Source organism: Pseudogracilibacillus sp. ICA-222130 (assembly GCF_037892545.1).
Taxonomy (GTDB): domain Bacteria; phylum Bacillota; class Bacilli; order Bacillales; family Amphibacillaceae; genus Pseudogracilibacillus.
This window is the reverse complement of record NZ_JBBKBG010000001.1, coordinates 79,883-93,399: the sequence shown is the minus strand read 5'-3', so window position 1 is coordinate 93,399 and position 13,517 is coordinate 79,883. Positions and strand designations below refer to the sequence as shown.

General features: G+C 33.7%; 13 protein-coding genes and 1 other annotated feature. All 13 genes read right to left on the bottom strand.

What is annotated here, in order from left to right; genetic code table 11:
* Nucleotides 1-15: 15 nt before the first annotated feature.
* On the bottom strand, nt 16-705 hold the full coding sequence (gene mtnN / locus WKT09_RS00445) for a 5'-methylthioadenosine/S-adenosylhomocysteine nucleosidase (protein WP_340414150.1): 690 nt from the start codon (nt 703-705) through the stop codon (nt 16-18).
* Nucleotides 706-720: 15 nt separating this feature from the next.
* Entirely contained in the window at nt 721-1,410 is a 690-nt protein-coding gene (locus WKT09_RS00440; protein WP_340414149.1) for a YrrS family protein, read from the bottom strand.
* A 112-nt stretch (nt 1,411-1,522) separates the two neighbouring features.
* A complete protein-coding gene (greA, locus tag WKT09_RS00435) occupies nt 1,523-1,999 on the bottom strand; it encodes a transcription elongation factor GreA (protein WP_340414148.1) in 477 nt (158 codons plus the stop codon).
* A 58-nt stretch (nt 2,000-2,057) separates the two neighbouring features.
* Nucleotides 2,058-2,723, bottom strand: a complete 666-nt coding sequence (locus WKT09_RS00430) for an O-methyltransferase (RefSeq protein ID WP_340414147.1) — start codon at nt 2,721-2,723, stop codon at nt 2,058-2,060.
* Nucleotides 2,720-3,895, bottom strand: coding sequence for an endolytic transglycosylase MltG (gene mltG / locus WKT09_RS00425; protein ID WP_340414146.1), 1,176 nt, complete (start codon nt 3,893-3,895; stop codon nt 2,720-2,722). Before mltG ends, WKT09_RS00430 begins: the two co-directional genes overlap by 4 nt.
* Nucleotides 3,896-3,950: 55 nt before the next feature.
* Nucleotides 3,951-4,241 (bottom strand): DUF1292 domain-containing protein, encoded by a 291-nt coding sequence (locus WKT09_RS00420; RefSeq protein ID WP_340414145.1) that lies wholly within the window; start codon nt 4,239-4,241, stop codon nt 3,951-3,953.
* Nucleotides 4,242-4,252: 11 nt separating this feature from the next.
* Complete coding sequence (gene ruvX / locus WKT09_RS00415) at nt 4,253-4,669, bottom strand: Holliday junction resolvase RuvX (RefSeq protein WP_340414144.1); 417 nt, start codon at nt 4,667-4,669, stop codon at nt 4,253-4,255.
* Nucleotides 4,666-4,938: an IreB family regulatory phosphoprotein gene (locus WKT09_RS00410; RefSeq protein ID WP_336267826.1), complete on the bottom strand. Its 273-nt coding sequence runs from the start codon at nt 4,936-4,938 to the stop codon at nt 4,666-4,668. Before WKT09_RS00410 ends, ruvX begins: the two co-directional genes overlap by 4 nt.
* A gap of 72 nt (nt 4,939-5,010) precedes the next feature.
* Nucleotides 5,011-7,650: an alanine--tRNA ligase gene (alaS, locus tag WKT09_RS00405; RefSeq protein WP_340414143.1), complete on the bottom strand. Its 2,640-nt coding sequence runs from the start codon at nt 7,648-7,650 to the stop codon at nt 5,011-5,013.
* A gap of 83 nt (nt 7,651-7,733) precedes the next feature.
* Nucleotides 7,734-7,938 (bottom strand) — a binding site (T-box leader).
* Between the two features lie 169 nt (nt 7,939-8,107).
* Complete coding sequence (locus WKT09_RS00400; RefSeq protein WP_340414142.1) at nt 8,108-9,142, bottom strand: AI-2E family transporter; 1,035 nt, start codon at nt 9,140-9,142, stop codon at nt 8,108-8,110.
* 56 nt (nt 9,143-9,198) lie between these two features.
* Nucleotides 9,199-11,622 (bottom strand): SF1B family DNA helicase RecD2, encoded by a 2,424-nt coding sequence (recD2, locus tag WKT09_RS00395; RefSeq protein WP_340414141.1) that lies wholly within the window; start codon nt 11,620-11,622, stop codon nt 9,199-9,201.
* Nucleotides 11,623-11,691: 69 nt separating this feature from the next.
* Nucleotides 11,692-12,342 (bottom strand): tetratricopeptide repeat protein, encoded by a 651-nt coding sequence (locus tag WKT09_RS00390; protein WP_340414140.1) that lies wholly within the window; start codon nt 12,340-12,342, stop codon nt 11,692-11,694.
* Nucleotides 12,343-12,410: 68 nt separating this feature from the next.
* Nucleotides 12,411-13,511 carry a tRNA 2-thiouridine(34) synthase MnmA gene (mnmA, locus tag WKT09_RS00385; protein WP_340414139.1) on the bottom strand — a complete coding sequence of 367 codons (1,101 nt, stop codon included), beginning with the start codon at nt 13,509-13,511 and terminating at the stop codon, nt 12,411-12,413.
* Nucleotides 13,512-13,517 lie beyond the last annotated feature (6 nt).

The window sequence follows — 13,517 nt, the reverse complement described above, 5'->3', positions numbered from 1 at the left end:
TTTACTATCATGTTTTTATACTCGTTTAACGAACTCCATAATTAGCTTGGCAGCATTTGTTGCAGCCACTTCTAAAAATTGTTGGAATGACATTGGTGCCTCTTGGCCCGCAATATCCGATAGCGCTCGTATCACTACAAATGGCACATTATATTGATAACAAACTTGTGCAATCGCAGCTGCTTCCATTTCACATGCAATCATGTTTGGAAACAATTCACGAACAGTTTGTACTTTTGTTTGGTCATTCATAAAGGAATCACCCGTTGCAATTAGCCCAATTTCTGAATCAATTTCCATTTCGTTTAAAATCATTCGAACTTGACGTACCAATGTTTCATTTGCCTTAAAAGTTGCTGGCATTTGTGGAACTTGTCCATGTACATAGTCAAATGCTGTTACGTCTACATCATGGTGCACTACAGCATCACTAATAACGACATCCCCTACTTTTAATGCTTTAGAAAATCCTCCGGCTGATCCAGTGTTAATAACGAATGTTGGTTGATACCTTTCCATTAAAATAGCTGTAGTCATAGCAGCATTTACTTTCCCAATACCTGATTTTACTAAAACAACATCTTTCGTTTCTAATGTACCTTTAATATATATGGTGTTTGCAACAGTTTCGATTGTTTGATTTTTTATTTGTTTCTGTAATAATGCAATTTCTTCATCCATTGCGCCAATAATTCCAATTGTCATGATGTTCCTCCAATATTATTGTTCAATATTCAATGATTTTAATTTTTCTACTTTAGTCGGTTTCCAACCTTTGTCAATCTCCCATTGTAAATATACTTTATATACTTTACTTTGATCATTATTAGAAACGGTAGCAATCACTTTTTGCTCGCCCCCATTTCCAACCCAATGTTCGATGATATCATCTTCTTTTAAATCCGTTACATAGGAAATAGCTTTTTTGATCTCTTTCCGATCTTCTGATTCGTTATCGAAATTGACTGTATGTGTACCAGTTTGATTCGTACCAATTGGTGGCCAATCTGCAACAAATGCTTCTTCTACATTGTCATCTGTTGTAAACATTTCTTCTTTCGTTATATCTGTAGGATAATCTTCTTTTTTCATGATTCCTTCTTTTGCTTCTTCTTTATCATTTTCTTCTTCATCGTTTGCTTCGTTATCTTTTTTCTCGTCCTTATTTTCATCTTCCTTGTTTTTCTCATTCGTCTTTTCTTCTTCATCATCATTCGTTTCGACCGCTATATTTTCTGTTGTAGGATCGGTTTCGTTGCCATCATTTGTTGTACTATCTTTCTTAAATATTAAAGTAATTAATAAAATAGCACATAAAATGGCTAGAATGATTAAAACGATTAATTGTATACGATTATTCCGTCTTTTTGAATGTCGATCAACTCTTGATAAATTATTTGGATCTGTCATATGTACTCCCCCAATGTGAAATAGTGTAAAAAAGGTTGGCCCATAATCATGTATTATTTTAACAATATACGTTGTTAAATGATACTGCGTTTACGTTCCAACCTTTAATATGCTATTGAATGGATACAATTTTTACTTGAATCTCTCCACCTGGTGTTGCAACTGCAACTTCTTCGCCTTCTCCATGACCTAGTAAGCTCTTTGCCATTGGTGAATCGTTTGAAATTTTCCCTTCAAATGGATCCGCTTCTGCACTTCCAACGATTGTATACGTTTCTTCTTCTCCATCTGGTAATTCAATAAATGTAACTGTTCTTCCTAATGACACAACATCCGCATCTTCTTCATCATTTTCAATGATTACTGCATTACGAATCATTTTTTCTAATTGTGCAATACGTGTCTCAACGAAAGCTTGTTCATCTTTCGCAGAATCATACTCAGAGTTTTCCGATAGGTCACCGAAATCACGCGCTACTTTAATACGCTCGACGATTTCTTTACGTTTCTCCGTTTTCAAATAGTGTAATTCTGTTTCTAATTTTTCTTTACCTTCTTCAGTCATGTAATAGCTTTTTTCATCTACCATTTTTAGAACACTCCCTAATCTTATCTTATAATCTTTCTATATTTATATTGTCTTAAAACTATTTCAGAACACTTACAGTCATTCCGTCTCCTATTGGAAGGACGGTTGTGTGATATGTTTCTTCTTTCATTAGCCAATGATTAAAAAGGTCGATTTTGTTTGCAAGTTTCTGTAATCTTTTCTGTTCTGTTAATGATGGATCGATGACATATCCTTTAAATAATATATTGTCACAAACAATGGTCACATCATCTGAAATGAGTGGTTGAACTAGTTCAAAGAATTTCTTATATTGCCCCTTTGCTGCGTCGATAAAGATAAAATCAAAGGTTACATCCTCCATTTGAAATTCCTTTAATACGTCTAAAGCATCACCATGAATGACATGAATGTTTGCTTGTTTATTTAACTTCGTAATATTTTCATTTGCCATACGAACCATCTCATCGTCTCGTTCAATCGTTGTAATAACGGCCTCTGGGTATGCTTCATTTATTTTTAATGCAGAATAACCAATTGCTGTCCCAATTTCTAAAACACGTTTCGGTTGTTTCATTCGAATTAATTGTGTTAAAAACTGGATGCCATCTTTTTCAATGATTGGAACACGATGTATCGTCGCATAATCTTCTAATTCTTTTTCCCAGTTTTCACTTGTAGGAATTAATGCTTGAATATAAGTTTTTATTTCATCCATGTTAATATTCATTTTATTTCTAATCACTCTTTATCTTTCTTTTTGTCTTTCTTTTTCGTGTCATCTTTTTTATTTTCTAAGTCGTACCATTCTTTACGGTATTTTTCTTTAATTTTATTATGTTCCTCTAACGTATCTGCATAGAATGTTTCTCCATTTGGACGGGAGAAATAAAATAATTTCGTAAAGTCGTCCCCTTCAGGATGTAAAACAGCATCGATTGCCTCTTTACTAGGTGAAGCAATAGGTCCAACAGGAAGGCCGTCAATTACATACGTGTTATATGGTGTATCTACTTCAATATCATCATATGTGACAACAGCTTTATGCTCAATATTTTTTAATCCATAGAATGCTGTAATATCACTCTGTAATTTCATATTTTCATCTAATCGATTGATATACACTTGGGCTACTTTTGGACGATCTTTTTCAAATTTTGATTCTCGTTCAATAACGGAAGCAAGCGTTAAAACTTCATGGATGGTGAAATCTTTTTCATTCATTGCATCTAATTCATTAATGACTAAATCATTTGTTCGATCTATCATTTGTGTAATTAATTCTTCTGCCGTTATTGCCTCATCGTAAATATCATACGTTCCTGCAAATAAATATCCTTCTAACGCCATATATAGGTCATCATTTAATACTTCATCTGTAATTAAAGACGGGTATTCTTCCATCATTTTTTCTATAAATGATTTGTCTGTTACAGCACGAAGAAAATCTTCCTCTGTAAACTTTAATTTCTTTGACGTAATTTCAGCAATTTGTTCGATATTTCTACCTTCTGGAATCGTTACCCGAAATAACGGTTCTTCTTGCACAGTACCAGTTTGTAGATTATTAGCAATATCGTCCATCGTCATAGACTGATTCAATACATATTCTCCAGCCTGGAAATCACTATAATTTTTAAACTTTACGTAAAACTGGAATACACGTTCATTTTTAATTAAATCATTCTCTTTCAAAATCGTAGCAATATTTGAAGTAGATGACCCTAATGGTATTTCTATTTCAATGTCCTCTGTAGAATTCTTATCTAAAGGTTCGATGGTTGATTTTATATAAAAAAAGCCAAATACAATAACAGCAATAAATAAAACTGTTAAAGTAGTTAATAAAATAAACACAATTTTCCGCACGGTTTTTGCCTCATTTACAATTTCCTCTAAATTTTGCCTCTTACTCATCGCATATTTACTCCTTTTATCTGTATAGGTATAAATACAGATAAAATAACTTATTTTACAATAAGTTATTTCCATCATCTAAAACAGTATTTAAAGTCTCTTCAACTAAATCCCATTCCGCATCATCTTCAATTGCGAAAATTTTAAATTGATTTTCATCTTTTTCATCATCTTCATAACGAAATGCAAATACATCTACTTCTTCATCGTCGGATTGTTCCACAGGAATTACTGCTATGTACGATTGACCATTCTCTTCAATATCAAATTGTGTTAACACTTCAAATAAATGTTCTTCCCCATTTTCATCTGGAATAGTAATTCTTTCATTTGGTTCTAAGCTCATTGTTTAACCTCCTAAGGTTGTTGTTCTAAGTAATTTTGTAAAATGATGACAGCCGCCATTTTGTCGATTATTTCACTTCGTTTCTTGCGACTAACATCACCTTCTAGTAAAACTCTTTCAGCTGCAACTGTTGTTAACCGCTCATCTAATAAATGAACAGGGAGGTTAAATACACGCTCAAGTCTCCGAGCATATATTTGCGATATTTCTCCCCGTTCACCTAATGAGCCATTCATATGTTTTGGTAAGCCGACAACAATTTCGCTTACTTCATGTTGTTCAATAATGTCACGTAATGCTTTATCTGCTGATGACATATCGTTTTCATCCCAGTAAATCGTAGTCAATCCTTGTGCTGTAATTTTTAGGGCATCACTAACAGCAACACCGATTGTTTTAGATCCTACGTCTAACGATAATATCCTCATTGTTGTTCCTTCTTCAAATCAGCTAAATAAAACTTCACTAATTCTTCGATAATTTCATCCCGCTCTAATTTACGGATAAGATTACGTGCATCTTTATAGCGCGGAATATAAGCCGGGTCACCTGAAATTAAATAACCAACAATTTGGTTAATCGGATTATATCCCTTTTCTTTTAATGCACTATGAATCGTGAGCAAAGTTTCTTTTATATCTTGATCATACTGATCATCGTGAAAACTAAATTTCATCGTTTTATCAATTGAACTCATCGTCAGCACCTCGCTTAACAATTGCTTGTCTACATTTTACCACGAATAGTGAAATTATAATATCTTTTTATGTTATTTTAAATGGTTTTCTACATATGAAAATGCGGTTCCTAATGCATCCTTAATTTTTGAAGGATCCTTACCACCTGCTTGTGCCATATCTGGGCGACCACCGCCACCACCCTGGCATTTTTTCGCTGCTTCACCGATTAATTTTCCGGCATGAAGCCCACGAGCAATTAAGTCTTTTGATACACCAGCTATTAACTGTACTTTACCGTTATTTTCTGCCGCTAATAAAATAACACTGTTCGGTAATTGCTCTTTTAATGTATCCATCATATTTCGTAATTGATTCATATCTTTTACATTTACTTGTTCTGCTAAAATTTGAACATCTTCGTATGTTGTAATATTGTTTACTAGCTCTTTTGTTGTTTCATTCGATAGTTTTTGTTGTAAGGAATCATTTTCTTGTTGTAATTGTTTCAGATCATCTAATAACGAATCAACACGTGTTAAAACTTGATCATCTTTTGTTTTTAACTTCGTGCTTAATTTTGTTAACACATTTAATTTATCTTGTAAATATTTATACGCTTCTTTACTCGTCACTGCTTCAATTCTTCTCACACCAGCACCGATTCCACTCTCGGAAACAATTTTAAATAAGCCAATCTCAGCACTATTATTTACATGACATCCACCACATAATTCTACGCTATAATTATCTAGTTGAACGACACGAACGATATCACCATATTTTTCACCGAAAAGTGCCATCGCTCCCATTGCTTTTGCCTCATCAATTGATTTAGACTCAATGACGACAGGAATATTTTCCCATATTTTTTCATTGACAAGTTGTTCAATCTTTTCCAAGCTTGCTTTATCCGTCGCTTCAAAATGTGTAAAATCAAAACGTAAGCGATCTGCACGGACTAATGAACCAGCTTGATGGATATGACTTCCTAGTATATCACGTAATGCTTGGTGTAAAAGGTGTGTAGCAGTATGGTTTTTCACAATTTGATCTCTAATTTCTTGATTAATTTGTGCTGTCACCAATTCTTCTTTATGCAATGTACCTTCGACAACTTTCACTTGATGTAAATGTTGCCCATTAGGTGTTTTTTGTACATCTTGAACAATAGCTTTTCCATTTGCACTTTGAATGATACCGTTATCGGCAACTTGCCCACCACTTTCAGCATAAAAAGGTGTTTCTTCCAAGATAATCGACACTTCTTCTCCTTCTGTTGCTTCTGTAACGAAACCAGCTTCTGTAATTAAATTCAAAATCGTTGTGTTTGTTTCAAAAGTATCATAACCGATAAATGTACTTTTATCATGAATGTTTGTTAAAATATCATTTTGTACTTGCATAGAGCTTGTCTGTTCTCTTGCTTCACGTGCTCGAGCACGTTGTTTTTCCATTTCTTCTTCAAAACCAGCTTCATCGATCGTAAAACCATATTCTAATACATATTCTTCCGTTAATTCTTTCGGGAATCCATACGTATCATATAATTTAAATACATCTACGCCGGGCACAACATTTTTTCCTGTTGCTTTTTGTTCTTCGATAATTTCCGTTAATCTTTGTAATCCATCATTTAACGTTTCATTGAAACGCTCTTCTTCTACTTTAATAATGTTCATAATATGATCTGCTTGTTCTTGTACTTCCGGATAGTAATCTTTCATAATTTCTGCCACTGTCGGCACTAGTGTATACATAAATGGTTTTTCTATGCCGATTTGCTTTGCGTAACGAACTGCACGACGGATGAGACGACGTAAAATATACCCTCTTCCTTCGTTCGATGGTAGTGCATGGTCACCTATCGCAAATGCTACCGTACGAATATGGTCTGCAATAATTTTATATGCTGCATCTGTTTCCGTTGCTTTTCCATATGGAACATTTGCTATTTTTTCCGTTTTTCTAATTATTGGTAAAAATAGATCTGTATCAAAATTCGTTTCTGCATCTTGTAATAAAGAAACTAAACGTTCTAATCCCATTCCTGTATCAATATTTTTCTTCGGTAATGGAGTATACGTATCATCTGGATTATGATTGAACTGAGAAAATACTAAATTCCATACTTCTAAATAACGTTCATTTTCTCCACCTGGATATAACTCAGGATCTGTTGGATCATTTCCCCAACTTTCTCCACGGTCATAAAAAATCTCTGTATTTGGTCCACTCGGTCCTTCTCCAATATCCCAAAAGTTTTCTTCTAAACGAATAATACGTTCTTCCGGTAATTGAATCTCGTGTAGCCAAATATTATATGCTTCATCATCTTCTGGATGTACCGTTACAGAAAGACGTTCAGGATCAAAACCAATCCAGTCTTTGCTCGTTAAAAATTCCCACGCATAATGAATCGCTTCTTTTTTAAAGTAATCACCTATAGAAAAATTCCCTAACATTTCAAAAAATGTATGGTGTCTAGCTGTGAATCCAACATTTTCGATATCGTTCGTACGAATTGCTTTTTGTGCATTGACGATTTTGGGGTTGTCAGGGACGATTGTTCCATCAAAATATTTTTTTAATGTTGCTACCCCACTGTTAATCCATAACAAACTTGGATCATCTTTTGGTACGAGGGAAACACTTTTTTCTACCTGATGCCCTTTTTGCTCGAAAAAGTCTAAAAATAGTTGTCTTACTTCAGCCGATGATAATTTTTTCATCCTATTTCCTCCATCATTCGTTTCATTTTTATTATGTTGCCATTATGTATATAAAAAAATAAAAAAACTCCTCTCTGCAACATTGCAGGGACGAGATTCTATTCGCGGTACCACCCTAATTATGAATTATATAATTCACCACTTTTACATCGTAACGTGATGTTGACGTCGGGTATGAGCCGCACTCAAGTAATAGCTTTCTGTTCGCTCATATTAGGACGTTGCACCAAATTCGCCCCTCTCTATAAATATAATGCTGAACATACTTTTTACTCTCATCATTTTTTCGTATTTTAACGTTAGTATAAGGAACAAACGCGTAAATGTCAATTTACTTGCAAAAAGCCTATACTTCCTTTGTCCTTTAATCACATTTTATATTTTCCCCATCCTAACAACATCTTTATAATGGGTTCGTAATAGGAATATATACTACATATGATATAAGGTTTTACATTTAGTTTATTGTTTTTTCTATCCGCTTTATATTTTTTCGATCGGTTAAAATTACCTTTATACATAAGACGATCGGAATACTCCAAATAACCCCAATAAATCCTGCTACATGTGCCGCAATAATCATCGCTATTAAAACAATCATCGGGTGTAATTGAACAGTTTTTCCTAATATAAAAGGGGTGATAAAGCTATTTTCTATTAATTGGACCAATACATGTAAGATGACCACATAGAAAATATACATTGGAGCAATAAAACTAGCCGCAAACATGACAACAACCGTACCAAAAATGGCGCCGATGAAAGGAATGATATTTAATACTCCCATCATAAGAGCTAAAACAAATGCAAATGGAAGATCCATCCAATAATATACCACCCATAAAATAGCCGTTAATATCGCTGTTACATATAATTGTCCTTTTACATATTGACCAATTGTCTGTTCCATTTTTTGTAATAACGCATTAAATTTGCTCCGTTTTTCTATACTCCCTTTGTCCAACATCCATTGTTTCCACTTTGCACCATCTTTCATCATAAAAAACATAATAAATGGAATGATGGTGCAATAAATAATATATTCCGTAATTTTCGTAGCATACGTAAGCAATGTTACACTAAAGGTACTTATATTTTCTAAAGGTACAGATAGTGTATGTAATAATGATTCTTGCATCTTAACAGGAAGTGTCTCATATAGCGGCATCGCAAGGGCCTGCCAGTTTCTATAAAATTGGCTCGGATGCAAAAATAGACTTTCTGCGTAAATCGTCCGATAAAAGAAATATCCGAGAAGCAATAACATTAAAAAAAGACCAAGAATAAGCATAGCAATATTAATCCCGTCATGCCACGGAAACTTTTCCATTTTCTTTTGAATGGGCCGCAATAAGTATGCAAAAATATAAGCAATTAAAAATGGCAATAAGAGATAAAGCAAAGCCATCACAAGCGTTTGAATGAACGGGATCATTAAAAATATGTATAGAGCGATCATAAAACTAACAGGTCGAATATACCGTTCAAACATGACAAAACCTCCCTAATATAATATGAGTGATATAAGGGAGGTTTATACAAATTAATTTAAAATCGTGTTTGCTCTTCCTCTTCCATAAAATCATACGGTGTAAAATCATCCACATGCACAGGTTCTGGCAATTCATATGTTTCCACTATTTCTACATCGGTATTTGTATCAGATTCAATATTTGTAGCGGTGGCAATGGAAGGTTCCTCTTCTTTTTTCTCGTCTAACTCTCCTTGTAGTTTCTCTTTTATATACTGCTGTAACGTCGTATAACGAACATTCGTGTCAACCGTATAAATCCCTTCCATAAATGCATCCAATTCCCCACATAAAATAAGCGACGTTTTACTTCTCGTAATCGCTGTATACAATAAATTTTTGCGTAACATTCTTCGATATGTCCAAACGATTGGCAAAATAACGATGGGAAATTCACTACCTTGTGATTTATGGATAGAGATACAATATGCATGTGTAAAATTAATATAATCAGAGCGTGTATAAATTACTTCTCTTTCATCAAATTTTATAATGATTTGCTCTTCTTTATCTTCATTTTCCTTTGCAGAAAAAATTTGAATGATTTCTCCAATATCTCCATTATATACACCGTCTTCAGGCTGATTGACGAGCTGAATGACACGATCTCCTACACGATAAACAACTTCTTGAAAGGTTCGTTCCCGTTTTTTCTTAGCTGGTGGGTTAACTAATTGTTGAATGGCTTTATTTAATGCATTAATTCCTGCTTGCGTCTTATACATTGGTGCAAGTACTTGAATATGTTGAATAGGAATATCTTTTTGTAACGCTCTAGAAATAACGGTTGTTACTAACTCGACCACTTGGTCCTCCTGACATGGTAAAAAACTAAAGTCTTTTTCTTTTACGATATCATTCGGTGTACATGCATCATTTTTAATACGATGTGCCAGCTGAATAATTTTCGATCCTTCTTCTTGACGATACACTTCATTCAATTGTACAGCAGGAATTTGTTTACTATGCAATAAATCGGACAATACTTGTCCAGGTCCTACGGAAGGAAGTTGATCTTCATCACCGACGATTAATACTTGCATATCTGACGGTATTGCTTTAAATAAATGATTTGCTAACCACGTATCCACCATTGAAAATTCATCTATAATTAATAATTTACCAGAAAGTTTTTCATATTCATTTTTTTCAAATGTTTTATCTCCGTCCCATCCTAAAAGACGGTGAATCGTCATTGCCTTTAAACCGGTAGACTCTTGCATCCGTTTTGCGGCACGCCCTGTCGGCGCTGTTAAAATGAAAGGAAAATCTTTTTTATTTTTATATGCATGGTAATCTAATGAAACATCATGGACAGCTGCATAAGCTTTTAAAATCCCTTTAATAACAGTTGTTTTTCCTGTTCCTGGTCCACCTGTTAAAATCATTACTTTTTCATGAAGAGCATCGCGCATCGCTTCAAATTGTTGTTCCCCATAATAAATCGATTCTTCTTCTTCAATTTGCCCGATTATTTTTAAAAGTTCCGCTTCTGTCGTTTCGTTTTCAATCTTCGTTTGCATAATTCGCTTTATATGTGCACTAAAATGATCTTCCGCATAATATAAGCTTGGCATATAAACATTACTTTGCGATAAGATAACTTTCTTTTCTTCCGCAATCCGTTTTATTTCATCCTTTATTTGATTATCTGAAATTTGAGGGATACGTAATGTTTTTTTCATTTGCTCCATACATAGTGTTAGTGGTAAATAAACATGTCCTGCAAATACACTTTCTTGTAACACATGAAAACAACTAGCTTGAATTCGTTTTGGATCTGCTCGGTCCATTCCATTTACCTCTGCAATTTTATCAGCGGTTAAAAATCCAAATCCTTCTACTTCAAAAACAAATTGATATGGATTTTCACGTAATATAACCATTGTTTCATCTTTATATATTTTATATAATTGTTGAGCCATTTTTAATGAAACACCATATTTTGTAAGAAGAACTGCGATTTTTTCAAAGCCTTGATTTTCTTGTATTGTTTTAGCAATGATGTTTGCTGTTTTCTTACGCATGTTTGGAATACTAAGTAATACTTGTTCATTGTCTAGTATTTTATCAATTGCCTTTTCTCCTAAATGTTCCACTATCCGTGTTGCAGTTTTTTTACCAACACCTGGGAAAATATCACTTGATAAATATTGAATGACCGCTTTTTCTGTTTTGGGGACAAATGTTTGATAAGAGGTCACATCATACTGTAAACCAAACTTTTTATGTTGGATCAGCGACCCGTAAAACTGGTATACAACCCCTTTTTGTAATTGTATAAAGTGACCTTTGACGACAATTTCTTTCTCATCAAAATCTTCATTCGTTTCGATTATTTTAATTTTTGCGATAGAGAAATGTTGATCGACATTTTCATAAATCGTAAACACTATTTCTCCAGTTATATATAACGTTTCTTCTATCTGTTCATTTTCCATCGTTATACCTCGCAATCGTTTCGGTCATTTTTACTATTCTTTCTTAAAAAGAGCATTTTCATATCATTATTAAAATAGTTTTTCTATTTCCTTTTTAGCTTGTAGAGCTAGACTATGTGCTGGTACTTGTTCCAACACTTTTTCTAAATGTTGTAATGCAAGCTCTAGTTCATTTTTATGTACATATATGATCGCTAAATTATATATCGCATCAGTATGTGTGTCATCTAATTCTATGGCGTTTATAAATTGGTTTTTTGCTTCATCATAATAATTTAATTTCGCTAAACTTAAACCATATTGAAATGACTTTTCTGCATCTTCTGTAAGTTCTGCACTTCGTTGTAAATATGGTAAGGACAAAGTAATATTATTATTTTGTACATAACTCATTCCAAGCATGAAATGTACATCACTTTCATCCAAACCTAATTTTAATGTATGTTGAAACATTTTTATCGCATCATCAAATAATTTCGTTTCGTAATATAAATTTCCTAAACTATAAAAATGCTCTGGCTTAGATTCATCTAAGGAGATTGCTTTTAGAAAAAACCTTTCAGCTTCCTCATATTGTTTCATTTGAAATAGTAGTTTCCCGAAATGCATAAAATGACGTGGTTCTTCTTTTTCTGTTTCCATTAATTCGATAAATATTTTTGCTGCTGCTTCATAATTTCCATCAAGCATGTATTGTAATGCTTTCTCTTCTTTTGCCATCGATTCAACCCCTATTATTAAAACGGATAAAGACTATGCCCAATTTATCAAAGAACATAGTCTACTTTTTATCCTACATATTGTAATTTTTCCTCATTTTTAAATATTTCATCGATCGTACCGCCACCTAAACAAACATCTCCATCATAAAAAACGACAGCTTGTCCGGGTGTGATGGCACGTTGTGGTTCATGAAAATTAACTAAGACAGATCCATCGTCTTGCACCTTTACTGTAACATCACTATCTTTTTGACGATAGCGGAATTTTGCGGTACAAGTAAATGTATCGTCTACCTCATTAATCCAGTTCACATCCGTTGCAATCAGTTGATCGGAATATAAATATTCACTGTCCTCACCTTGAGCAACATATAAAATATTTTCTTTTAAGTTTTTTCCGACAACAAACCATGGCTCTCCAGAACCACCTATACCAAGCCCATGGCGTTGACCAATTGTATAATACATTAAGCCATCATGGGTTCCTTTTTCAACATAATCCATCGTCATCATTTTCCCAGGGTTTGCAGGTAAATATTCACTTAAAAATTGTTTGAAATTTTTCTCACCAATGAAACAAATACCTGTACTATCCTTTTTCGTTGCTGTTGCTAAGTTGTGTTCTCGGGCAATTTCACGTACTTTTGATTTTGGTAAATGACCGAGTGGGAACATTACCTTTTTTAATACATCACTTGTCAATTGATTTAAAAAATATGTTTGGTCTTTATTCTCATCATTGCCACGAAGCATTTCCACTTTTCCATCAGCATGACGTACTTGTGCATAGTGCCCTGTTGCAACATAATCTGCACCTAATGATAATGCATAATCTAAAAAGGCTTTAAATTTAATTTCTTTATTACACATCACATCAGGATTTGGTGTACGGCCTTTTTTATATTCGTCTAAAAAGTACGTAAACACTTTATCCCAATATTGTTTTTCAAAGTTGACAGAATAATACGGTATGTTTAATTGACTTGCAACTTTTGCAACATCTTCATAATCTTCTGTCGCCGTACAAACACCATGTTCATCTGTGTCATCCCAATTTTTCATAAACACACCGACGACATCATACCCTTGTTCTTTTAATAAAAGTGCAGCAACGGACGAGTCCACTCCACCACTCATCCCGAGTACTACTCTTGTTTTTTCTTTCATATAAAT

Excerpts from the sequence above, each read along its gene's own strand:
- recD2 (WP_340414141.1), bottom strand. The coding sequence starts at position 11,622 with ATGGAAAATGAACAGATAGAAGAAACGTTATATATAACTGGAGAAATA.
- mnmA (WP_340414139.1), bottom strand. The coding sequence starts at position 13,511 with ATGAAAGAAAAAACAAGAGTAGTACTCGGGATGAGTGGTGGAGTGGAC.
- mltG (WP_340414146.1), bottom strand. The coding sequence starts at position 3,895 with ATGAGTAAGAGGCAAAATTTAGAGGAAATTGTAAATGAGGCAAAAACC.
- WKT09_RS00410 (WP_336267826.1), bottom strand. The coding sequence starts at position 4,938 with ATGAGTTCAATTGATAAAACGATGAAATTTAGTTTTCACGATGATCAG.
- greA (WP_340414148.1), bottom strand. The coding sequence starts at position 1,999 with ATGGTAGATGAAAAAAGCTATTACATGACTGAAGAAGGTAAAGAAAAA.
- mtnN (WP_340414150.1), bottom strand. The coding sequence starts at position 705 with ATGACAATTGGAATTATTGGCGCAATGGATGAAGAAATTGCATTATTA.
- WKT09_RS00400 (WP_340414142.1), bottom strand. The coding sequence starts at position 9,142 with ATGTTTGAACGGTATATTCGACCTGTTAGTTTTATGATCGCTCTATAC.
- WKT09_RS00440 (WP_340414149.1), bottom strand. The coding sequence starts at position 1,410 with ATGACAGATCCAAATAATTTATCAAGAGTTGATCGACATTCAAAAAGA.
- ruvX (WP_340414144.1), bottom strand. The coding sequence starts at position 4,669 with ATGAGGATATTATCGTTAGACGTAGGATCTAAAACAATCGGTGTTGCT.
- WKT09_RS00420 (WP_340414145.1), bottom strand. The coding sequence starts at position 4,241 with ATGAGCTTAGAACCAAATGAAAGAATTACTATTCCAGATGAAAATGGG.
- alaS (WP_340414143.1), bottom strand. The coding sequence starts at position 7,650 with ATGAAAAAATTATCATCGGCTGAAGTAAGACAACTATTTTTAGACTTT.
- WKT09_RS00390 (WP_340414140.1), bottom strand. The coding sequence starts at position 12,342 with ATGGCAAAAGAAGAGAAAGCATTACAATACATGCTTGATGGAAATTAT.